The sequence below is a fragment of the Bizionia psychrotolerans genome, from assembly GCF_001039595.1.
Map to the genome: position 1 here is coordinate 1 of NZ_JNGS01000014.1, position 21,622 is coordinate 21,622.

The window sequence follows — 21,622 nt, forward strand, 5'->3', positions numbered from 1 at the left end:
ATGCTCAGACGTCGTAGCTGTACTCGATCGATGCTCGACGTACGTAGCTGTACATCGATCGATGCTCAGACGTACGTAGCTGTACATCGATCGATGCTCAGACGTACGTAGCTGTCTATCGAGAACTTGAGGTGCTAATAAGCACGAACCGAACGTCTCCCTTTCTCAATTTTTCTTAAAAATTAAACAAAAAAAAAGAGCTACTAAAATTAGTAACTCTTTCTTGAGGTGTCGAGCGGATTCGAACCGCTGTAGCAGCTTTTGCAGAGCTGAGCCTAGCCACTCGGCCACGACACCTTATATTTCTTGCCAAAGCAGAAATCTCTTTTTTAAGAGAGCACAAATGTAAAAAAAATATAAGTGTTTCGCTACTTACTTTTACTTTTTTCGCTTGTCACTCATTTTTATGGTTACCATTTCTACATCGCCTCCAATAGGTGGATTTATTTTACTCACCCAAACTGTCGCTTTGCTTACCATAGTATCTTCTTTGAAAATGCGATTTAATATGCGTTTAGCTACCGTTTCTAATAAATAGGAAGGTTGTGACATTTCTTCACGAATGACTTTATTTAAAAACACATAATCAACCGTATCTTGCAAGGCATCTGATTTTGCTGATGTTTGCAAATCCGCCTTAATCTCTAAATCCACACGATAATCGCTACCAATTTTGGTTTCTTCTTTTAAACAACCATGATTGGCAAATACCCGAATATTTTCAACTTTAATTGTTCCCATTAGCTTGTAAAGAAATCAAATACGTTACTTAATCCGCTCGTTTTGGTTTTATAAAACTCCGTATATGTACAACGTTCGCAGGTTACAGAGGTAAATTTTTTATTTTGAATATCAAATATTTTTGAAAAAGTACCTCCTGTAGCACGCATTTCACTTACTTGATAGGTTTTATTATGACATTTTGGACAGGTATAATTAATGGGTTTCATGGTCTATTATTTTTGATAAAATTACGCAATAATGCCCGAAATTTTAACACATCAAGCGTATATTTCCGTAATTTTGCAGCAGTTTTTTAAAAAAACGCATGAGATATGTCTGAAGAAACAAAATCACTCAATTTTATTGAGCATATTATAGAAGAAGATTTAGCCAACGGTTTAGAAAAGGAAGCACTGCGCTTTCGCTTTCCACCAGAACCAAATGGCTATTTGCATATTGGCCATACTAAAGCTATTGGAATTAGTTTTGGATTAGGCGAAAAATATAATGCACCTGTAAACCTACGTTTTGACGATACCAATCCAGCCAAAGAAGAGCAGGAATATGTAGATGCTATTAAGCGTGATATTTCTTGGTTAGGTTATGAATGGGCAAATGAATTGTATTCATCTGATTATTTTCAGCAGTTACATGATTGGGCAGTAGCGTTGATCAAAGAAGGCAAGGCCTATATCGATTCGCAATCTAGCGAAGCTATGGCCGAACAGAAAGGAACACCAACTCAACCTGGTGTTGATGGTCCTTACCGAAACCGTAGTATTGAGGAAAACCTCGATTTATTCGAAGGTATGAAGGCTGGTGAATTTCCGGAAGGCTCACATGTGTTGCGTGCTAAAATTGACATGCAACACCCCAATATGTTGATGCGTGATCCGTTGATGTATCGTATTTTAAAGAAATCGCACCACAGAACAGGAAACGATTGGTGTATTTACCCAATGTACGACTGGACGCATGGTGAAAGTGATTATATAGAACAAATATCACACTCCTTATGTTCGCTTGAATTTAAGCCACATAGAGAGCTTTACGACTGGTTTAAGGATCAAGTCTATAAATATCAACCAGAAGCCTTACCAATGCTTCCAAAACAGCGTGAATTTGCACGTTTAAACCTAAGCTATACCATTATGAGTAAACGTAAGTTGCTTAAGTTGGTGGAACAAGGAATTGTTACAGGATGGGACGATCCACGAATGCCTACCATTTCAGGTTTGCGTCGTCGTGGTTATACACCAGATTCTATCAGACAATTTATTGATAAAGTAGGTGTAGCCAAACGTGATAACGTGATTGACGTGTCGCTTTTAGAATTTTGTATTCGTGAAGATTTAAACAAAACAGCGCCAAGAGTGATGGCTGTCTTAGATCCTATAAAATTAGTGATTACCAATTATCCAGAAGGAAAAGAGGAGTGGTTAGAAGCTGAAAATAATCAAGAAGATGAATCGGCAGGTTTTAGAAAAATCCCTTTTTCGCGTGAATTATATATTGAAAAAGATGATTTTAAAGAAGAAGCAAGCAGCAAGTTTTTCCGATTGAAATTAGGAGGTGAAGTACGCTTAAAAAAATGCCTATATCATCAAAGCCGAAAGTGTGGTGAAAGATGCTGAAGGAAATATTACTGAAATTCACGCTACCTATTCCGAAGATACTGAAAAAAAAGTCAAAGGAACCTTGCATTGGGTGTCTATAAAACATGCTATAAAAGCGGAAGTTCGCGAGTATGACAGGTTGTTTTTAGATGAAGCACCAGATACTTATGCTACTAAAGATTTTATGGAGTTCATTAATCCAGATTCTTTAAAACTTGTGGAAGCTTTTGTAGAACCAAGTTTATTAGAAGCTAAAATAGGAGATCGTTTCCAGTTTCAACGTTTGGGTTATTTTAATGTAGATGATGATAGTACTTCTGAAAAATTAGTGTTCAATAAAACTGTCGGTTTACGTGATACTTGGGCAAAACAAGCGCCAAAAACAGATGCTGACCAACCAGCTCAAAAACCACAACAACAGAACAACAGACCAGCTATTGAGCAGATAAAATCATACGGGAAAAAGTATGATAGAATGAAAGATGCCGAAAGAGAACAAGCCAAAACAGACATTCAGGAATTAGCTAAACATGTTGAATATAAGGATTTAGAACCGCTGTTTGGAACATCAATAAAAAAAGCAGGAACCAGAATTATTACGATGATTACGTTAGGTGTTTTACTTGATAATGGATTAGAAAGAAATTCTGAAATCAATGATTTTATTGAAAAAGCATTGGAGGATAAAAACGACTTATTAGTAGCTGAAGCTAAAGCATTATAAATAATTTATTTTTATACATTGAAAAACCTTGAACTCTAGAATGATTCAAGGTTTTTTTTATGTTTTTTAATTTGTAAAATTATTAACCAAAAATTTTAACCTACCTTTAAAATACTAATCTTTAAATCACTAACTATGGATATTAATTTTTTAGCAATTGCCGTTGCTGCGCTTGTACCTTTAATTATGGGCTTTATTTGGTACAACCCTAAAACATTTGGAAACGCTTGGATGCGAGAATCTGGTTTAACTGCCGAATCTTTAAAAGGCGGAAACATGGCAGTCATTTTTGGTTTAACTTTTATATTTTCATTTTTTATAGCTATTATTTTGCAGTTTTTAACCATTCACCAAACAGGTGCATTGGGTATGATTGGAGGTGATGCTACGCAAGCATTACCATCATATGCAGCTTTTATGGAGGATTACGGTATGACGTTTAGAACCTTTAAACATGGTACTTTGCATGGTTTTATGGCAGGTGTTCTAATGGTCTTTCCTATTTTAGCTATTAACGCTTTGTTTGAACGTAAAAGTTGGAAGTATATTTGGATTAACAGTGGATATTGGATATTATGTACAACCATAATGGGTGGCATTGTTTGTGCTTGGAATTAATTTGTAATGATTATATACTTTTAAAGACTGATTGTTTCAATCAGTCTTTTTTCATGATACTTTGATAGAAACAAAACTATTTACCGATTCAAAAAAATTACCACTAGCTTGGGATACTTTGGTTGCACATGATATTTTTTTGCAATCTGCATATCTTAAAGCATTGGAAGAATCTTCGCCAAAGAATATTTCGCTGTATTATTTTGGGTTTTACAAGGAGCAAGAATTGGTTGGCATTGCCGTTATGCAACGTGTGGAATTGTATTTAAATGATATGTTCCGAAATGACGATGATTCCTGCTTCCAAGAACGTTTTAAAAATCAAGTTTCTAAAGTTATTAAAGGCAATATTCTGGTGATTGGTAATTTAACGCATACTGGTCAACATGGTATATATTTTAATTCAGATGCGCTATCAAATGAGGAGTTTATTTCGACATTATTACAGGCAGTTTCTATTTTAAAAAACGAGATTCAAACCGTTTATAACAAAACCATTCGTGCTATTTTATTGAAAGATTATTTCCTAACGGATGAGATTCATCAAACTAAAAATAGTCTCAATCAAATGGGTTTTCATCAATTGGTAGTGCAACCCAATATGATTATGAAAATTCCAGAACACTGGTCTAATTTTGATGATTATATATCCGATTTACATAAAAAATATCGCGATCGTTATAAATCAGCTCTTAAGAAATCCAAGTTAATTGTAACTAAAGAATTGGATGAATCAGCCATTTTAAATCAATCAGAAACACTTTATAAACTTTATAAAAACGTATCTAATAATGCCAAAATAAATACCTTCTTGTTACCAGAAAATCATTTTTATGAATTCAAAAAACAGTTAGGCGAAAATTTTAAAGTGATTGGATATTATTTAGATGCGGAGTTGATTGGTTTTTTTACACTTATTCAAAACAAATTGCAATTAGAAACCTATTTTTTAGGCTACAATTCAGATTATAATTACAAACATCAACTGTATTTAAATATGCTATATGATATGGCTGAATATGGTATTAATAACCAGTTTAAATCAATAGTGTTTGCACGCACAGCCATGGAAATTAAGAGCTCTGTAGGTGCCAAGCCTGAAAATATGGTTATGTATTTAAAACATACCAATTGGCTTATGAATACCCTTTTAAAATATATTTTTAAGTTGATGAACCCTTCAAATCAATGGGAAGAACGCCATCCATTTAAATCGAATTAACAAATAGCTAACAGAATTTCTTTTGTGGTTATTGGATTTTGTAATATCTTATATTCACTCTAATCAAATATAAGATTTATGAAAAAAGCAAAAGATGTACTTACCGAAATTTCAACATTAACAAGCGATATTGAAACTAATTATCCAGAAGTGTTCGAACATTTAGATGAAATGCCTATGACAATTCCTAGTCAACAAAATCCGGATATTGATGTTAAAGATTTGGAAAATTATTTGGAAAGTCTGAAAGATATTATCAAAAAATATAAAGAGGAACATAAAGCCGATTGAAATTTGTAATCTTTGAAGTTTTCAACCTGAAGTTTTAATGGCTATATGTTCCTCTTAAAAAAGTATAAAATTACGTTTTGAAGACTTTATTCTATTTCTTTATTTTTTTTATTGTTTTTCATGGCTTCACCAATTTGGTTACTAGCTGTAAAACTCGCTACCATATCATTTAGCATTTGACTACCTGCTTGTGGAGAATTTGGCATTAAAATTAGATTACTATTGGTGTGTTGACCAATAGCTTGTAAGGTATCATAATGTTGGGTTACAACAATTAAGGCAGATGCTTCTTGGCTATTAATACCCACTTTATTTAAAACTTCCACACTTTCTTCTAAACCACGTGCAATTTCACGACGTTGATCGGCAATACCTTGACCTTGTAACCGCTTACTTTCCGCTTCTGCTTTCGCTTTTTCAACAATTAAAATTCGTTGTGCATCACCTTCATATTGCGCAGCTGTTTTTTCTCTATCGGCTGCATTAATACGGTTCATGGCAATTTTTACTTGTGGATCTGGATCAATATCAGTTACTAAAGTTCTAATAATATCAAAACCATAATCCATCATCGCATCATTTAATTCTGCTTTTACGGCTAATGCAATGTCATCTTTCTTCACAAAAACATCATCTAATTTCATTTTAGGCACTTCCGCACGCACCACATCAAACACATAACTGGTTATTTGATCATGTGGATAATCTAACTTATAAAATGCATCATATACTTTTTCTGTAACCACTTTATATTGCACAGAAACTTTAAGCTTTACAAATACATCATCCAATGTTTTGGTTTCTATAATAACATCTAATTGTTGAATTTTTAAACTCAATCTGCCTGCAACCCGATCAACTAGTGGAATTTTCATGTGTAAGCCTGATTGGCGAATACTATGAAACTTTCCAAAACGTTCAATAATGGCAGCAGTTTGTTGCTTGACCATAAAAAATGATGAAAATAAAATGAAAAGTCCGACTAATATAAAGGGAACAAAAAATACCATAATTTGATTTTATTTAGGTTAATAAAGGTTCTACTAATTTACGCTATATTTTGAAGATAGTCATGGATTTGAAAAGAAATCTACCTGAAACCAGACGGTATGTATTAAAAAGAAATTTTAATGATTTTTTTTCATAGGTTTGTTACAAACAGGTTTATATTATGCAACACTCAAAATCAGGTATTCTTTTAGTCGCTATTTGTGTTAGTTTTATTGCCATGGGTTTTGCACAACCCAAAAACTACAAAATTGTAAACGGTATTGGTATTTATGGTGGTATTACCCAATATGATTTATTAACCGATAATTTCACAACCAAACAAGGTAACGGTTGGATGGCTGGAGCTTCTGCAACGGTTGATTTGCCCCATAAATGGTATAATGTTAGTTACACCATTCAGTTGGCTGAAAACCACGTAGGAATTGCTGCAAGGCCTATTTTACTTTCTAATGAGGAATTTATAGATTATAAGATTTTCACCGCACAAATTGCTTTATTAATGCACGTGAAAGTGATTGGAAGCTTTTTAACCATTGATCTTGGTCCTATGATTCAATACAATGGCGAATTGGAATTGGATGACATGAACCAAGAAAATTATTTGATAGCCAATTACACCAATTTATTAGCCAAAGATCTGAAAGAAATCAGCCGTTTTAATGTGGATGGTGCCATTGGTTTATCAGCTGGATTTAGCCATTTCAGACTAAAAGCCCAATATATTTACGGGTTTTTAAACACCTTGGATAAATTAAATAATAACAATTTAGACCAAACAGGAAACCCAAATAAATTTAAAGGAAACCAGTCTATGTTGGCGTTTACAGCTATGATTTCGTTTTAGAAGAAAATTGCGGAATAAAAAATGTCATTCAGAGCAAAGCGAAGAATCTCAAAAAAACTTTTATGAGGTTTTACTATTTCGAAATGCCATTATTTAACGTGTTTTATTAGCAAATTCTTCTTTTCATCCGTTGTTAAATCATAATGACTTTGAGCTAATACCGCATTATCAGCATCCAAAATATAAAAGCTAGAATCGCTCATAATATCTTCATTACAATCTGAACATAAGCTTTTTATAATAGCGGAAAATGATTTTTTATTAGTTAAATAAACAGGAAAATATAAGCCTTCGTAAAATAGATAATTATTTAAGGCTTCTTGATTTCTTTTAGATTCTCTTGAAATAACAAACAACTCAAATTTGTCCTTATTTTTTAAATATAATTCATTGATTATTGGATTAAATTCCAATGTGGCTGAACAGGTATTACTATAAAAATAAATAACTTTTATAGCACTTTTAGAGCTGCTTATTTGGTTTTGTAATTCTTCTATTGGTAAATAGCTAATTTTTATATTTTCATTCTGTTCTGGCACATAATTTTGTGAGAATAGCGGTAAACTCAAACATAACACAATAACGACTATTAAATGTTTCATTTATTAGCCTGTTTAAGTAAATCTTCTTTCTTTTCAGTAGATAACTCCCAAGAATCTTGAAAGTCCATATTCAATAAAACAATTTGAATATTTTCACCTTTTAATTTTTGACGCTGTAAAACGTCATACCATTTAAAAATGGCTTCAATATTTTCGTTTTTTTTAACAAATAAAGCCCAACTCAACACAAAATAATATTCTACATTTTGTTGTTTTACAAATGGTTGTAAGGTATTGTAGTTAACAAATCCGTTTATCCAGCTATCAATATGTATTGCATTTTTTTTAGGATTATTTCTAATTTTTTTGAAATTAGAAAGTTTTTCAATTACTTCAGAAGGTTTTATATATTCTAAATACAAACCATTTTTATCAAATACATGAACAACGGGCTCTATAAGGTAGCCATCATTATTAAATTTAAAAAAATCTTCAAACCCTTTAAAAATGAATATATCATTATTATTAAAATCAAACTGATTTTGGACTAAAAAGCTTTCAATTTTTTTCTTTATTTTGAAATTCAAAAATTGCATTTTGGCTTTGGACAGTACAACATGATATCAGTAAAGCCGAAAACAAAATTAGAACAGAAGTTTTTTTCATAATAACAACTTGCGATTTACTTTATCTACTTGGAATGTAATAATTATTTTAATGCGAAATAGTTCTTTTCGATCAACGGCATCTTTTAAATAATTCTAATTCCCATACTTTCGTAATATATAATTGCATTCAAAAAAATGCAAAATCACCAAAATCTAACCTTACTGTCTATTCTCTAACTTCTAACCTCTATTTTCTTAAAGAAAAAACCCTATCCCAACGTATTCACCAAATTCTCAATACGACGTTTACTCTCGTCTTTTCCTATTAAGTACATAATATCAAACACGTCTGGTCCTTGTAAGGCACCAACTAATGCGAGTCGTAAAGGCATCATGACTTTTCCAAAACCTATTTCGTTTTTAGTAATCCAACCTTTTAGTTCGGTTTGAAGGTTTTCAACCGTAAAATCGTTAACAGAATCAATTACCGAAACCACTTGCGTCATAATTTCTAGAGAATCGTCTTTCCAAGCTTTTTTAACCGCTTTTTCGTCTAAATCGGTTGGTGTTTGAAAGAAAAAGTGACTTAACTCCCAAAAATCGGTTACAAACGTAGCGCGTTCTTTAATCAGTGCGACTACCATTTCTACGTAATTCACATCAATATCCGCTAATTCTGGTTGAATTTCTTTATAAGTTTTTGCTAAATCGTCATTATACTGTTCTTGCATATAATGGTGATTAAACCACTTGGTTTTGTCAGGATCAAAACGTGCTCCTGCTTTATTCACACGCTCTAAATCGAATGCGGCAATCAGTTCATCCATGCTAAAAATTTCCTGTTCGGTTCCTGGATTCCAACCTAAAAAGGCCAAGAAATTTACAACAGCTTCAGGAAAATAACCAGTTTCACGATATCCAAGAGACACATCACCTGTTTGATGATCTTTATAAGCTAGTGGAAACACCGGAAAACCGAGTTTATCACCATCACGTTTGCTTAATTTCCCTTTACCTGTTGGTTTTAAAATCAATGGTAAATGCGCGAATTCTGGTATATTCCATCCAAATGCTTGATATAAACTTATATGTAATGGGACAGAGGGAAGCCATTCTTCGCCTCGAATAACATGCGTAATTTCCATTAAATGGTCGTCCACAATATTCGCTAAATGATAGGTTGGTAAACCGTCACTTTTAAACAATACTTTATCATCTAAAACTTCTTTTTGAAATTTCACATAACCTCGAATTATATCTGTTGTTGAAATAGTTCCATGTGATCCTTCATTATCCGTATCTAACATTTTAAAACGAATCACATAATCATCACCTGCATCTAATTTCGCTTGCGTTTCTTCGGCAGAAAGCACCAACGAATTAACCAAACGGCCTTTTTCGCGGTTGTGCCAGTTGTATATAAAGGTTTTGCCTTCAGCTTCGTGACCTTTTCGGTGTTCATCTAAAGCTTCAGCGGTATCAAACGCATAATAGGCTTTGCCATTTGCAATCAATTGATCTGCATATTGTTTATAAATGTCTTTACGCTCGCTTTGTCTGTAAGGCCCGAATTTTTCGTTGGTATTTACACCTTCATCAACGGTAATACCACACCATTTTAAGGATTCTAATATATAGTTTTCAGCACCTTCTACAAAACGATTTTGATCGGTATCTTCAATACGAAGGATAAAGGTTCCGTTGTGTTTTTTGGCGAATAAATAATTAAAAAAGTGCTGTGCGAACACCACCTATGTGTAAAGGTCCTGTTGGACTTGGTGCAAAGCGCACGCGTACGGGTTTAGACATGTTTTTTGTTTTGAAAGCACAAAGATAGAATAGCAATTAACAAACCACAAAGAAAATGACATAAAGCGCAGTTTATGGTTGTTAGGTTTTTTGAATATTGGTTGAAATCTGTTTTATATTTTGAGGAAGTGCGTCAATTCGAGTGAGTTTTACGATTTTTTAATCGTAAAATTAGTATCAAGAATATTTATTCCGCAATTTTCTTTAATAATTCGGCTATTTTAGGTTCTATATCGCCATTATATTTTAATTCAGTTGCTTTGTTGTTAGTCAACAGTTGGTAAAATATACAAGCGTTTAAAAATGCACCATAGGGATTTGGATGGATGTCATCTTCGTAAAGTTCAATTTTAGGATGATGAATTAGCACTTCAAAAAATTTAGTTCCGTTATCGGATTTAATCAAATGGTTTTCTTTTGCAACTATGTCATATGATTCGTTGATAACCGTGGTTTCTTGTTCTAAACTTTCTAAAACGGGTGAGCAACATGAAGCTTTTTCTATTGATGGGTCAATTGTTTTACTAGGATAACAATATTGTTCTGGATATTCATTTTTAGATGGCCACGTATTGAAAAGTATAAACTTGCAACCCGAATTTGGTACCAATTTCTTTATATCAGAAATCGCCATGTTTACTATTAAATCGCGATTTTCTGGAATTAAAACGCTAACAGTTCCTGTTTGAAGAATGACAATATCCCATTGTTTTTCGGCTATCTTTATTTCGGTTTCAGTTATTTCGCCTTCAATTTTTTGTCGTGTATTAATACTATTTTCAGTTCTAGAAGTTATGATGCTGGTTAAATGATCTGATAATGACATCCCAGGAAATGTGCTTTGTTCAATTTTAAATTCTGGATGTGTTTCATTCAGCATTTTTTGAACTGTCTGTGGCATATCATGGAAATAAGTCAAACTATTTCCAATGAATAAAATGTTGATTTGCTCTGGCGTTTTAGTGTTTTGAGATTTACAGCTAATCGTTAAAAGTGTTATTAAAATGAGTAGTATGTTTTTCATGAATTTCTTAATATTCTTTTAATATTTCAATTCATCAAAATCATGTCCTGCGGAACCCGTTTATTCATAATTTTAAACCATAAAGGCGGAATTAAAGCCAAAACCATAGAGGTTGGATAGCCATAAGGCATTTGCGGACTCACCTCATGATATTCTAAAATCTGATATTTTTTATTGGATTTAAAATGATGATCACTATGTCTAGTCAATTCATACAAAACCATTCGTCCAACCACGTGATTGGAATTCCATGAGTGATTTTCCTTCACACGTTCATAACGTCCTGAATCTGTTTTGCTTCGAAGCAAACCATAATGCTCAATATAATTAACGGTTTCTAAAAGTAAAAAACCTACCACAGCAGCACCAAAAGCGAATACCAGTCCAACCGAACCAAATATTAAAAAAACGGTTAGTAAATAACTTAATTGTATAATCAGGTACCAAACATATCGTTATTCACACTTAAAAACGACTGATTATTTCGTGATAATAGGTTTTTCTGAATTTTCCAAGCACCAGTATATTGTCGCGATGTTGAGGTAAACCAAAACCCATATACTGTTTGGTTGTATCTAGCAGTTGCCGGATCTTCCTTGGTCGCTGCATGTAAATGGTGTCCAAAATTATGCTCAATATAAAAATGCATATACAATGATGGTAGGAGCAAAGCTTTGGCAATAAAACGTTCGTTAGTGGTTTGCCTGTGGCCTAATTCATGAGCCACATTAATACCATTGCTACCTAAAACCATTCCGACACTCAACATAATACCAATAAATTCGAAGGTTTCTAAAGTTCTTTGTGAAATGATAATTAATGACGCAGTTAGCAAACCGTAAACAATAGGTAAATTTAGATATAGCATCCAATCAAACAGACGATTCACTTTTTTTTCAGATATGCTTTCTTCTGAATAATTAGCTGTATCTATTGGTAAAAGCATTTCAAAAATAGGTAAAAATACAAATGCATAAACAGGTGTAAAATAACTCCAGTAACCTTGAAAATATAAGGCAATTATTGCCGATAATGGAATGGTAAAAGCCACTAAATATTTTAAATCTTTCATAAAAACACTGTTTATCCTTCTAAATTAACACAATGTTATCAATTATAGATAATTATCGACCAAAAAAATTGTAGTTTAGTAAGTTGAACGGAAAACACCCCAAAAAACGTGACGCATTTTAATACAATTTTACAGAAATTAGAAGCTTTTGTTAGGCGTTATTACACCAACGAACTGATAAAAGGTAGCATCTTATTTTTTGCTATTGGCTTTCTGTATTTTCTATTAACGCTTTTTGTAGAATATGTTTTTTGGTTAAATACAACAGCACGAACGGCTTTGTTTTGGACTTTTATTGCGGTTGAAGTTGGCTTATTTATCAAATTTATTGCCATTCCGTTAGCGCATTTATTCAAACTAAAAAAGGGGATTGACTACGTTCAAGCATCCAAAATAATTGGAACCCATTTTCCAGAGGTGAACGATAAATTGTTGAACGTTTTACAACTGAAACAACAAGGCATTGAATCGGAATTATTGTTAGCCAGTATCAATCAGAAATCCGAAGAATTACAGCCTGTTCCTTTTAAATTGGCCATTAATTTTAAGCGGAATTTACGCTATGTAAAGTATGCAGCCATACCGATTGTTATTATTTTATTGTCCTTTATATCAGGTCAGATAGACTGGTTTAGTGATAGTTATAATCGCGTTGTAAATCATAATACAGCCTATGAACCACCTGCGCCTTTTCAGTTTTTTGTAGTGAATGAAAATCTAACAGCAACCGAAAACAAAGATTTTGTTTTACAAGTAAAAACGGTTGGTGATGTGATTCCTGAAAACGCTAAAATCACTTTCAATAATGAAACCTATTTTTTACAACAGAAAGGAACAGGCGACTTTGAATTTACCTTTAGTCGCTTGAAAACTGATGTCGAATTTCAGCTCTCTGCCAATTCGGTAACATCAAAACCGTATGTGCTAAATGTTTCGGAAGTGCCATCTATACTAGGTTTCGAGATGGTTTTAAATTATCCATCATATGTAAATAAAGCAGATGAAATTTTAACAGGAACTGGAAATGCCGTCATTCCTCAAGGCACCAAAGTGTCCTGGAATTTACAAACTAAAGCCACTGAAAACGTCAATTTATATACAAATGATACGCTACAATTTGCGTCAGAAAAAACAGGAGATTTTAACCTAACTAAAACCGTTTATAATGCGTTTGATTATACCATTTCAACTAGCAATACATCCTTAAAAGATTACGAACGATTAGCATTTTCTATTGATGTGATTAAAGATGCGTATCCAGAGTTACGCGTGAAAATGGAAATAGATAGCATCAACCAACAAAGCATGTATTTCTATGGTCAAGCAACTGATGATTATGGTTTACGGAAACTGCAATTGGTATATTATCCGTCCGCTGATGAAAAGCAAATTAAAACAGAAGCTATTCCCATTTCATCTGGTAATGTAGGTGAATTTATAACCGCTTTCCCAAACAATTTAGAACTAACCGAGGCGTGAGTTACGATCTGTATTTTCAGGTTTTTGATAACGATGCTATCAATAATTTTAAGAGCACCAAAAGTAAAATTTTCTCCTATAGAAAGTTGACGCAAGACGAAACCGAAGACAAACAGCTCCAACAACAAAATGAAACTATCAAGGATTTAAATAAATCTTTGGAGAAAATGAGCGAACGTGAAAAAGAGCTTGAGGAATTGTCTAAAACACAAAAAGAAAAATCTGAATTAAATTTTAATGATAAAAAGAAATTTGAAAATTTCCTGAAACGACAAAAAGAACAGGAGGAAATGATGAAGAATTTCAATAAGAAATTGGAAGAAAATTTAGAAGAATTTCAAAAGGAAAATAAGGAAGAAGACACCTTTAAAGAAGATTTAAAAGAGCGATTAAAAGAAAATGAGGAACAGCTTAAAAAAGATGAAAAACTTTTGGAGGAGCTGGAAAAATTGCAAGAAAAAATAAACAAAGAGGAACTGACTCAAAAATTAGAGGAATTAGCAAAACAAAATAAAAATCAGAAACGAAGTTAGAACAATTGCTGGAATTAACCAAACGCTATTATGTGGCTAAAAAGTTAGAAAAGCTCCAACAAGATTTAGAAAAGTTAGCAGAAGAGCAGGAAAAATTATCTGAAGAAACGGATGAAAAAAACACCAAAGAAGAACAAGACGAACTAAATAAAAAGTTTGAAGATTTTGAGAAAGCGTTAGATGAATTACAAAAAGATAATCAAGATTTGAAACAACCTATGGATGTTCCAAATGACGAAAAACAGGAAGAATCTATTAAAAAAAGACCAACAGGAAGCCTCTGATGAATTAGGTGAAAAACAAGAAAACGAAGAGCAAAAACAAGATCAAGATGCTGAAAAGAATCGGCAAAATGCCCAAAAGAAGCAAAAGCAAGCTGCAGAGAAAATGAAGCAAATGGGCGAAAAAATGAGAATGGCCATGCAAGGTGGAGGTGGTGAGCAAATGCAAGAAGATTTAGAGATGTTGCGTCAAATTTTGGATAATTTGATTCTGTTTTCTTTCGATCAAGAAAATTTAATGGAGCGCTTTAAAGGGATTGAAATCAATCATAATGAATATGCTACCTATTTACGCAAGCAGAATGATTTAAAGGAGCATTTCTCTCATGTTGATGATAGTTTGTTTGCTTTATCACTGCGTCAGCCAAAGTTGTCAGAATCTGTAAATAAGGAGATTTCAGACGTGTTTTTTAACATCGATAAATCACTTGAAGAGTTTTCGGAAAATAGATTATATCAAGGAATCGCTAATCAACAATATACGATAACAGCTGCTAATAATCTTGCGAATTTTTTAAGTGATATTATGAACCAGATGCAAATGCAGATGCAATCATCTGGAGCAGGTAGTGGTGGAAAACCAGAGCAAGGTTTGCCAGATATTATAATGAGCCAGGAGGAACTAAACAAGCAAATGCAGGATGGCATGAAAGGTGAGCAAGGTAAACCTAAAGATGAAGGCGAAGGCGAAAAAGGCGAGAAGGGTGAAGAAGGAAAAGAAAAAGGGGATAAACCAGGAGCGGAAGGTCAACCTGGAAAAGATGGCAAATCTGGCAAAGAAGGACAAAGCGGTAACCAGGAGGGTAGCCAAATGGGTGAAGGTAGCGAAATTAGCAAAGGTGAGTTGTTCAGGATATATCAACAACAACAACAAATTCGTCAAGCTTTGCAGGACAAATTAGCAAAAGAAGGTAAAAATGGCGTTGGAAATGCCATACTTAAACAAATGGAAGATGTGGAAATGGATTTGTTGAATAAAGGATTTACCAACCAAACGCTTCAGAAAATGATGAATTTACAGCATCAATTAATGAAACTGGAAAACGCAACCTTGCAACAAGGGGAAGATACCAAGCGGAAATCGGAGACGAATCGTGAGGATTTTCAGAATAATACGAATAATCAAATTCCAACAGCCAAACAATATTTCAATACAACGGAGATTTTAAATCGTCAAAGTTTACCTTTGCAACCCGTTTATAAAAAGAAAGTTCAAGAGTATTTTAAACAAAACAAGGATTAAATAATGAAGTATTTAGTATTAACTTTATTTGTATTTCTTTCTGGAATAACAAATAATCCACCTGCAAAAAACAAGTTAAAATTAGCCAAACATTACAAAGTAGAACAGACATTTTCTGGCAATACGGCAAACAATTCAACGTTTCACTTAATTTTGGCTAATAATAAAGAGTCTAAACTTTTTGAAATAATACCATTAACGTTTGCTAATGGAGAAATTAAGCAATTGGCAAGTTTGGAGTTTAATGATACGCCAGAAATCTTGTCTTATCATAATAATAACAATGTCTTGTCAATAATAACATCTTCGGAAGAAGATAAGGACAAAGTAATTATTGTAAATGATTTAAATATCGAAACTGGAATTGTAACAAAATCCGAAAGCTATAGTTTTGAAGATTATAAGTCGGTCATTCAAAAAGGTAATTCGAGTATTTTATTATTCGCAAATTCGGATTCATTTAAAGCTGTAACCGTTTCGAATGCTGCAGATTTTAAAGAAACAACTGTTAAAAAACAAGCAGATAATAAGGATTTTTTAAAAGCTTTAAGTAAAGAGAAATTGGATGCCATTAATACAGACGAATTTGTTGCAAATGGTTCCATTGGAAATCTTAGAGCGTACAGTAATGAAGAGGTTTTGTTCATAACGGAGGAAAACGAAAAAGAGAATATCACAACAGTTTCTACTTTAAACCTCAATCAACAAGAATCTTCTGATTTTCAAGTAAATGAATTTAAAAGTAATGAAGATTTTAAGAATAGTACATCTTACGTATCCAATAATAAATTGGTGAAATTAAGTTTAGATAAGAAGTCTGGTAGTATTGATGTTTATAATTTGGATGATAGCTCTCAAACTAATTTAAACCTAAATTCTTTAAAACCAACCAAGAAATCTGCAGGTTTCGAAAGCATGGAATCATTCCTAAAATCAGCTAACAAGTCGTCTAATGCGCCAACAATTACTGCGAACAAAACAAAGAATGGCGCTATGGTTTTACGAGCTGATTATGTGGATAAGGAAAGATATCAATATAACAATTTTTGGTTTCATCATTGGTTTATGCATAATCAAATGATGATGCAGCAACGGCAAATGATGGCGCGACCAGGTGGTTTTGGACCTAACCCAAATAGCTCTGAAGAGGTATACTCCTTAAAAGATAAATCGCATTATTTTGAAATTGTACTGTCTACATCTGGAGACATATTAAATGAAGATGTAGACGTTTTGCATAAGGATTATAACAAGGAAGAGCATTTAGAGACATTGAAAGACAATAAAAATTTGGATCACATATCTGCAACTTTTATCACTAATGATATGGTCTATTTAGCGTATAATAAAAAGTCTAAAGAATTTGTAGTATACAATAAAACGGTTTTAAAATGATAAGTTTTAATTACGAAAACGATTTCGAAATTGATAATATGGAACGCCTTCAAAGTTGGATTGAACGTGTGATTACTTCTGAAGATTTTGAACTAGGCGAAATCAATTATATTTTTTGTGATGACGATTATCTACACAATTTAAATGTAGAATATTTAGATCATGATACATTAACAGATGTGATTAGTTTCGATTACACTGTAGGAAATATCATACAAGGAGATGTTTATATTTCCACAGAACGTGTGGCTGATAATGCGCAGGATTATGAGGTCGCTTTTAGTGAAGAGTTGCATCGTGTAATGGTTCACGGTATTTTGCATTACTGTGGCTACAAGGACAAATCAGATGCTGAAGCTAAAGCTATGCGAAGTCTAGAAAATCACTATTTAGAACTACTCAAAGATATCTCATAATATATCGTATATTTGCAGACTTTTTATTTTGGGATTCTGGTAGATTCCAAAAGGAGAGATCAAATATAAATTCATTGTTCCACGTGGAACAATCAAAAATATAAAAATTCACTAAACATGTTTAACGAAGTTTATGATGTAATTGTAGTGGGAGGAGGTCACGCAGGAAGCGAGGCTGCTGCGGCTGCTGCTAATATGGGAAGTAAAACACTTCTTATTACCATGAATTTGCAAAACATCGCGCAAATGTCTTGCAATCCTGCCATGGGTGGAATTGCAAAAGGGCAAATTGTTCGGGAGATTGACGCGCTTGGTGGTTATAGTGGTATAGTCAGTGATACATCAGCAATTCAGTTTAAAATGCTGAACAAATCAAAAGGACCAGCCATGTGGAGTCCACGTGTACAAAGTGATCGTATGCGCTTCGCGGAAGATTGGCGAAACATGTTGGAAGGAACTCAAAATTTAGACTTCTATCAAGAAATGGTTTCTGGTTTAATAGTAGAAAATCATAAAGTAGTTGGTGTAAAAACATCGTTAGGAATAGAAATACTAACAAAAAGTGTGGTTTTAACGAACGGTACTTTTTTAAATGGCTTAATCCATATTGGTGATAAAAATTTTGGTGGTGGTCGTGCGGGTGAACGTGCTGCAACCGGAATCACAGAACAGCTTGTTCAATTAGGTTTTGAATCAGGTAGAATGAAAACAGGAACACCTCCTCGGGTGGATGGTCGTTCGTTAGATTTCTCTAAAATGGTTGAGCAACCAGGTGATGCCGTTCCTGAAAAATTTTCTTATTTGGATGTAACAAAACCATTAACGAAACAACGATCTTGCCATTTAACTTATACCAGTAACGAAGTGCATGATTTACTTCGCGAAGGTTTTGATAGATCACCAATGTTTAATGGTCGCATTCAAAGTTTAGGACCACGATATTGTCCGTCTATAGAAGATAAAATTAATCGTTTTGCTGATAAAGATAGGCATCAATTATTTGTAGAGCCTGAAGGTTGGGATACCGTTGAATATTATGTAAATGGCTTCTCTACTTCGCTGCCAGAAGATGTACAATTCAAAGCATTGCGATCAGTGGCTGGATTTGAAAATGTGAAATTTTTCAGACCAGGTTATGCTATAGAGTATGATTATTTTCCACCAACACAATTACAACATACTTTAGAAACCAAGTTGGTAGAGGGATTATATTTCGCAGGTCAAATTAACGGAACTACAGGTTATGAAGAAGCAGCTTCACAAGGTTTAATGGCTGGAATAAATGCTAGTTTAAAAGTGCAGGAACGCGATCCTTTTATCTTGACTCGGAGTGAAGCTTATATTGGTGTTTTGGTGGACGATTTAATTACCAAAGGAACCGAAGAACCTTATAGAATGTTTACGTCTAGGGCGGAATATAGAACCTTGTTACGTCAAGATAATGCGGATATTCGTTTGACACCTTTGTCATTTGATTTAGGATTAGCCTCTGAAAAGCGCCTAAAACGTATGGAAGAAAAGCATGCAAAAGCAGAAGCCTTTGTCGAATTTTTCAGAGAAACAAGTGTCAAGCCAGAAGAGATTAATCCGATTTTAGATGCCAATGATTCAGCTCGTATGACACAGTCAGATAAGATGTTTAAAATTTTTGCACGACCAAATATCACGATTTCAGATATGCGAAAAGTATCAAGTGTCGATGCTTATATAAATGAGAATAATTTAGATACAGAAGAAATTGAGCAAGCAGAAATTCAAGTTAAATACGCTGGTTATATTAATAAAGAAAAGAACAATGCTGATAAGTTAACCAGACTTGAAAACATTAAAATACCCAAGAATTTTGACTATTCAGGATTGCAATCAATGAGTACGGAAGCGCGAGAAAAATTAAATAAAATTCAACCTATTACCATTTCTCAAGCATCTAGAATTAGTGGTGTTTCGCCTAGTGATATTTCGGTATTATTAGTTTATTTAGGACGTTAATTTTGGAATGTTCCACGTGGAACGTTTTAAGAATTCAATCAAAATGAGATTTAGATTTTCAAAAATAGCACAGGGATTTAGCTTGCTTTTTGTGTTATTAATTTTGAATTTTTCTGCGTGTATTCCTGTTAAAAATGTTCAAGATGTTAGTGGATATAAAATTGTAAATGGTGATGAAACCGCAGATGATGACATTGCTAAACTCAATAAATTCACATTTCAAATTTATAAAAAACCAGCTGTTTTTTCAAGATATTTACGGGATAGATATTCGGATGAAGCAGGTTTTAATTCACATAATTTTAGAGTAGAAGAGGAAGGTGTTTGGATAAATTTTAGTGTTTTAAGTGATGCAGATTCTTCAAAATATATCGACTTTACAGATGTTATTTTTAAAAAAGACGATCCGGAACTTTATAAAAAAGGCAAAGACAAATACTTTATTAGCATCACAGCTAAAACAGATACGGATGAAAATTGTTTAAAAATAGATTCATTTTATCGGTATATTATTTCCAGGTATTTGAATGATATTCGAATGGGTTTTAATGCATATAATTAATAAACGTGAAGAAGCATATTAACGATTTTAAAGTCCCAGATTATTCCGTTTCCAAGGAAATATTTCAATTAGAAAAGCATCCAGATTTTGAAATTTTGGCAACAATGCCACAACCTAATTCTGAAGATTTACCAGGTTATTATAAAAGTGAAGATTATATTTCTCACACCGATTCTAAAAGAAATCTGTTTGAAAAATTATACCACGCAGTTCGCACGATTGCCTTAAAACGTAAATTGAAATTAATTAATTCGTTTAATAATTCAGAAAAAACATTATTGGATATTGGCTGCGGAACAGGCGATTTTTTACAAACCGCATTACAAGGTAATTGGACAATTTCAGGAATAGAACCGAATCCAGATGCGCGAAAAATAGCTAATGCTAAAACCAAGAATGCTGTTTCTGATGCGACTGAACTTTCTAACTTTATACTTAACAGTTTTGAAATTATCACACTTTGGCATGTTTTGGAACATTTACCAGATTTAGAGAATCAAATCGAATTATACAAAACACTTTTAAAAGATTCTGGTACTTTAATTATTGCGGTACCAAATTATAAAAGTTATGATGCGGAATACTATCAAAAATTTTGGGCTGCTTATGATGTACCTAGACACCTTTGGCATTTTTCAAAAGAGGGCATGAGTCAAATAATGGAAAGTCATGGTTTGAAGGTTTTAGAAACAAAACCCATGTTGTTTGATGCCTTTTATGTGAGTTTGCTTTCGGAAAAATATAAATCGGGAAAAATGAATTTTATCAAAGCATTCTGGATCGGATTCAAATCAAATCGAGCAGCAAGACGTTCTAATGAATATTCTTCGTTGATTTATATTATAAAAAAGGCGTAAAACTGAATTTAGGACGAATTAAGCCCTTTTAAGCACTCTTAACATGGATATGGCTTAAAATTTTTTGAAACGATTTCAAAACACATTCTAAATAACCGTTTTTTAATCAAAAAAATCTATTAATTTTTGTTTTTCTATAATTTACTTTTATAATGTAATATTTTAGCCTTTTTAAAAAACAATCTATTTACTTTACTACATTTGCACCGATTTAAAAAAAATAAAAAAATCAATCATGAAAAATATATTTTTAGTAGTATTAGTATTAACAATAGTGTCTTGTAACAACGAAACTCAAAAAATTGGTTTTGTAAATAATAAGGACTTGGTAAATGATTACCAAGAAAAAATTGATATTGAGGCTAAATTCAAAATTAAAATTGAAGCGTTTCAAAAAAGAACCGATAGTATTGGTCAAGCTTTTCAACAAGAAGCACAAGCTTTTCAGGTAAAAGCTCAAGGTATGAATGAAGCGCAAGCCCAAGCAGAATACCAAGCTTTAGGACAGAAACAGCAAATGCTTCAACAGCGCATCCAATTAGAGGAAAGCACGATTCAAGGAGATAGCCAACAAACAATTGATAGCTTGATAACTAAAGTGCGTGATTATGTAAAAGATTACGGTAAGAAAAATGGATATACCTACATTTTAGGCAGCAATGAAGCTGGAAGTGTTATGTATGGTGATGAAAGTAAAGACTTGACAAAAGTAATTTTAGATGCCTTAAATGCTGATTACAAAAAACCAGAATAAGGTTTAAAA

22 protein-coding genes, 1 tRNA gene and 2 pseudogenes are annotated in these 21,622 nt (G+C 33.0%); 15 read left to right on the forward strand and 10 right to left on the reverse strand.

Features of this window, described 5'->3' with window-relative positions:
- Positions 1-226 precede the first annotated feature (226 nt).
- The 3 genes from GK51_RS01385 to GK51_RS01395 form a co-directional block, all read right to left on the reverse strand.
- Positions 227-297 (reverse strand) — tRNA-Cys (locus GK51_RS01385).
- A gap of 81 nt (positions 298-378) precedes the next feature.
- Positions 379-741 (reverse strand): dihydroneopterin aldolase, encoded by a 363-nt coding sequence (gene folB / locus GK51_RS01390; protein WP_048331241.1) that lies wholly within the window; start codon positions 739-741, stop codon positions 379-381.
- Positions 741-950, reverse strand: coding sequence for a zinc ribbon domain-containing protein (locus tag GK51_RS01395; RefSeq protein WP_048331243.1), 210 nt, complete (start codon positions 948-950; stop codon positions 741-743). Before GK51_RS01395 ends, folB begins: the two co-directional genes overlap by 1 nt.
- 105 nt (positions 951-1,055) lie before the next feature.
- Here GK51_RS01395 and GK51_RS01400 point away from each other — a divergent pair.
- The 4 genes and pseudogenes from GK51_RS01400 to GK51_RS01415 all read left to right on the forward strand — a co-directional run bounded on the left by GK51_RS01400 (position 1,056) and on the right by GK51_RS01415 (position 5,194).
- Positions 1,056-3,063 (forward strand): annotated as a pseudogene (locus GK51_RS01400) (glutamine--tRNA ligase/YqeY domain fusion protein).
- 135 nt (positions 3,064-3,198) lie between these two features.
- Positions 3,199-3,681 carry a DUF1761 domain-containing protein gene (locus tag GK51_RS01405; RefSeq protein ID WP_048331245.1) on the forward strand — a complete coding sequence of 161 codons (483 nt, stop codon included), beginning with the start codon at positions 3,199-3,201 and terminating at the stop codon, positions 3,679-3,681.
- A gap of 61 nt (positions 3,682-3,742) precedes the next feature.
- On the forward strand, positions 3,743-4,903 hold the full coding sequence (locus tag GK51_RS01410) for a hypothetical protein (protein WP_048331247.1): 1,161 nt from the start codon (positions 3,743-3,745) through the stop codon (positions 4,901-4,903).
- Positions 4,904-4,981: 78 nt separating this feature from the next.
- Positions 4,982-5,194, forward strand: coding sequence for a hypothetical protein (locus tag GK51_RS01415; protein WP_048331249.1), 213 nt, complete (start codon positions 4,982-4,984; stop codon positions 5,192-5,194).
- Between the two features lie 86 nt (positions 5,195-5,280).
- Here the strand turns inward: GK51_RS01415 and GK51_RS01420 are convergent, their stop codons facing one another.
- A complete protein-coding gene (locus GK51_RS01420; protein WP_048331251.1) occupies positions 5,281-6,204 on the reverse strand; it encodes an SPFH domain-containing protein in 924 nt (307 codons plus the stop codon).
- A gap of 161 nt (positions 6,205-6,365) precedes the next feature.
- Here GK51_RS01420 and GK51_RS01425 point away from each other — a divergent pair, with 161 nt between their 5' ends.
- The gene (locus GK51_RS01425) at positions 6,366-7,049 is read left to right on the forward strand and encodes a hypothetical protein (protein WP_048331253.1); all 684 of its coding nucleotides are present in this window, start codon (positions 6,366-6,368) and stop codon (positions 7,047-7,049) included.
- 89 nt (positions 7,050-7,138) lie between these two features.
- On the opposite strand, the gene GK51_RS01430 is transcribed toward GK51_RS01425, so the two are convergent.
- The 6 genes and pseudogenes from GK51_RS01430 to GK51_RS02570 form a co-directional block, all read right to left on the reverse strand.
- The gene (locus GK51_RS01430; RefSeq protein WP_048331255.1) at positions 7,139-7,651 is read right to left on the reverse strand and encodes a thioredoxin domain-containing protein; all 513 of its coding nucleotides are present in this window, start codon (positions 7,649-7,651) and stop codon (positions 7,139-7,141) included.
- Entirely contained in the window at positions 7,648-8,178 is a 531-nt protein-coding gene (locus GK51_RS01435; protein WP_156179534.1) for a hypothetical protein, read from the reverse strand. The genes GK51_RS01430 and GK51_RS01435 overlap by 4 nt, the downstream gene beginning before the upstream one ends.
- A 290-nt stretch (positions 8,179-8,468) precedes the next feature.
- Positions 8,469-10,008 (reverse strand): annotated as a pseudogene (gltX, locus tag GK51_RS01440) (glutamate--tRNA ligase).
- A 187-nt stretch (positions 10,009-10,195) separates the two neighbouring features.
- On the reverse strand, positions 10,196-11,032 hold the full coding sequence (locus GK51_RS01445) for an SGNH/GDSL hydrolase family protein (RefSeq protein ID WP_048331259.1): 837 nt from the start codon (positions 11,030-11,032) through the stop codon (positions 10,196-10,198).
- A gap of 26 nt (positions 11,033-11,058) precedes the next feature.
- Positions 11,059-11,472: a fatty acid desaturase gene (locus GK51_RS02565; protein ID WP_316932009.1), complete on the reverse strand. Its 414-nt coding sequence runs from the start codon at positions 11,470-11,472 to the stop codon at positions 11,059-11,061.
- Positions 11,469-12,104, reverse strand: a complete 636-nt coding sequence (locus GK51_RS02570) for a fatty acid desaturase (RefSeq protein ID WP_316932004.1) — start codon at positions 12,102-12,104, stop codon at positions 11,469-11,471. Before GK51_RS02570 ends, GK51_RS02565 begins: the two co-directional genes overlap by 4 nt.
- A 108-nt stretch (positions 12,105-12,212) precedes the next feature.
- Here GK51_RS02570 and GK51_RS02575 point away from each other — a divergent pair, with 108 nt between their 5' ends.
- From GK51_RS02575 to GK51_RS01485, 10 genes are all read left to right on the forward strand, one after another.
- The gene (locus tag GK51_RS02575; protein WP_316932005.1) at positions 12,213-13,583 is read left to right on the forward strand and encodes a DUF4175 family protein; all 1,371 of its coding nucleotides are present in this window, start codon (positions 12,213-12,215) and stop codon (positions 13,581-13,583) included.
- Entirely contained in the window at positions 13,580-14,116 is a 537-nt protein-coding gene (locus tag GK51_RS02580; RefSeq protein WP_316932006.1) for a hypothetical protein, read from the forward strand. Before GK51_RS02575 ends, GK51_RS02580 begins: the two co-directional genes overlap by 4 nt.
- A gap of 32 nt (positions 14,117-14,148) precedes the next feature.
- Positions 14,149-14,400 (forward strand): hypothetical protein, encoded by a 252-nt coding sequence (locus tag GK51_RS02585; RefSeq protein ID WP_316932007.1) that lies wholly within the window; start codon positions 14,149-14,151, stop codon positions 14,398-14,400.
- Positions 14,348-15,640 carry a hypothetical protein gene (locus tag GK51_RS02590; protein ID WP_316932008.1) on the forward strand — a complete coding sequence of 431 codons (1,293 nt, stop codon included), beginning with the start codon at positions 14,348-14,350 and terminating at the stop codon, positions 15,638-15,640. The genes GK51_RS02585 and GK51_RS02590 overlap by 53 nt, the downstream gene beginning before the upstream one ends.
- A 3-nt stretch (positions 15,641-15,643) precedes the next feature.
- Positions 15,644-17,035, forward strand: coding sequence for a hypothetical protein (locus GK51_RS01460; RefSeq protein ID WP_048331261.1), 1,392 nt, complete (start codon positions 15,644-15,646; stop codon positions 17,033-17,035).
- The gene (gene ybeY / locus GK51_RS01465) at positions 17,032-17,451 is read left to right on the forward strand and encodes an rRNA maturation RNase YbeY (protein WP_048331263.1); all 420 of its coding nucleotides are present in this window, start codon (positions 17,032-17,034) and stop codon (positions 17,449-17,451) included. Before GK51_RS01460 ends, ybeY begins: the two co-directional genes overlap by 4 nt.
- Before the next feature lie 117 nt (positions 17,452-17,568).
- Positions 17,569-19,440 (forward strand): tRNA uridine-5-carboxymethylaminomethyl(34) synthesis enzyme MnmG, encoded by a 1,872-nt coding sequence (gene mnmG, locus GK51_RS01470; protein ID WP_048331265.1) that lies wholly within the window; start codon positions 17,569-17,571, stop codon positions 19,438-19,440.
- Positions 19,441-19,483: 43 nt separating this feature from the next.
- Complete coding sequence (locus GK51_RS01475) at positions 19,484-20,002, forward strand: hypothetical protein (RefSeq protein ID WP_156179535.1); 519 nt, start codon at positions 19,484-19,486, stop codon at positions 20,000-20,002.
- Positions 20,002-20,859, forward strand: coding sequence for a class I SAM-dependent methyltransferase (locus GK51_RS01480; protein ID WP_048331269.1), 858 nt, complete (start codon positions 20,002-20,004; stop codon positions 20,857-20,859). Before GK51_RS01475 ends, GK51_RS01480 begins: the two co-directional genes overlap by 1 nt.
- 235 nt (positions 20,860-21,094) lie before the next feature.
- Positions 21,095-21,613: an OmpH family outer membrane protein gene (locus tag GK51_RS01485; RefSeq protein WP_048331271.1), complete on the forward strand. Its 519-nt coding sequence runs from the start codon at positions 21,095-21,097 to the stop codon at positions 21,611-21,613.
- Positions 21,614-21,622 lie beyond the last annotated feature (9 nt).

Excerpts from the sequence above, each read along its gene's own strand:
- GK51_RS01425 (WP_048331253.1), top strand. The coding sequence starts at position 6,366 with ATGCAACACTCAAAATCAGGTATTCTTTTAGTCGCTATTTGTGTTAGT.
- folB (WP_048331241.1), bottom strand. The coding sequence starts at position 741 with ATGGGAACAATTAAAGTTGAAAATATTCGGGTATTTGCCAATCATGGT.
- GK51_RS01445 (WP_048331259.1), bottom strand. The coding sequence starts at position 11,032 with ATGAAAAACATACTACTCATTTTAATAACACTTTTAACGATTAGCTGT.
- GK51_RS02570 (WP_316932004.1), bottom strand. The coding sequence starts at position 12,104 with ATGAAAGATTTAAAATATTTAGTGGCTTTTACCATTCCATTATCGGCA.
- GK51_RS01420 (WP_048331251.1), bottom strand. The coding sequence starts at position 6,204 with ATGGTATTTTTTGTTCCCTTTATATTAGTCGGACTTTTCATTTTATTT.
- GK51_RS01395 (WP_048331243.1), bottom strand. The coding sequence starts at position 950 with ATGAAACCCATTAATTATACCTGTCCAAAATGTCATAATAAAACCTAT.
- GK51_RS01430 (WP_048331255.1), bottom strand. The coding sequence starts at position 7,651 with ATGAAACATTTAATAGTCGTTATTGTGTTATGTTTGAGTTTACCGCTA.
- GK51_RS01485 (WP_048331271.1), top strand. The coding sequence starts at position 21,095 with ATGAAAAATATATTTTTAGTAGTATTAGTATTAACAATAGTGTCTTGT.
- GK51_RS02590 (WP_316932008.1), top strand. The coding sequence starts at position 14,348 with ATGACGAAAAACAGGAAGAATCTATTAAAAAAAGACCAACAGGAAGCC.
- GK51_RS01415 (WP_048331249.1), top strand. The coding sequence starts at position 4,982 with ATGAAAAAAGCAAAAGATGTACTTACCGAAATTTCAACATTAACAAGC.
- ybeY (WP_048331263.1), top strand. The coding sequence starts at position 17,032 with ATGATAAGTTTTAATTACGAAAACGATTTCGAAATTGATAATATGGAA.
- GK51_RS01475 (WP_156179535.1), top strand. The coding sequence starts at position 19,484 with ATGAGATTTAGATTTTCAAAAATAGCACAGGGATTTAGCTTGCTTTTT.
- GK51_RS01460 (WP_048331261.1), top strand. The coding sequence starts at position 15,644 with ATGAAGTATTTAGTATTAACTTTATTTGTATTTCTTTCTGGAATAACA.
- GK51_RS01405 (WP_048331245.1), top strand. The coding sequence starts at position 3,199 with ATGGATATTAATTTTTTAGCAATTGCCGTTGCTGCGCTTGTACCTTTA.
- mnmG (WP_048331265.1), top strand. The coding sequence starts at position 17,569 with ATGTTTAACGAAGTTTATGATGTAATTGTAGTGGGAGGAGGTCACGCA.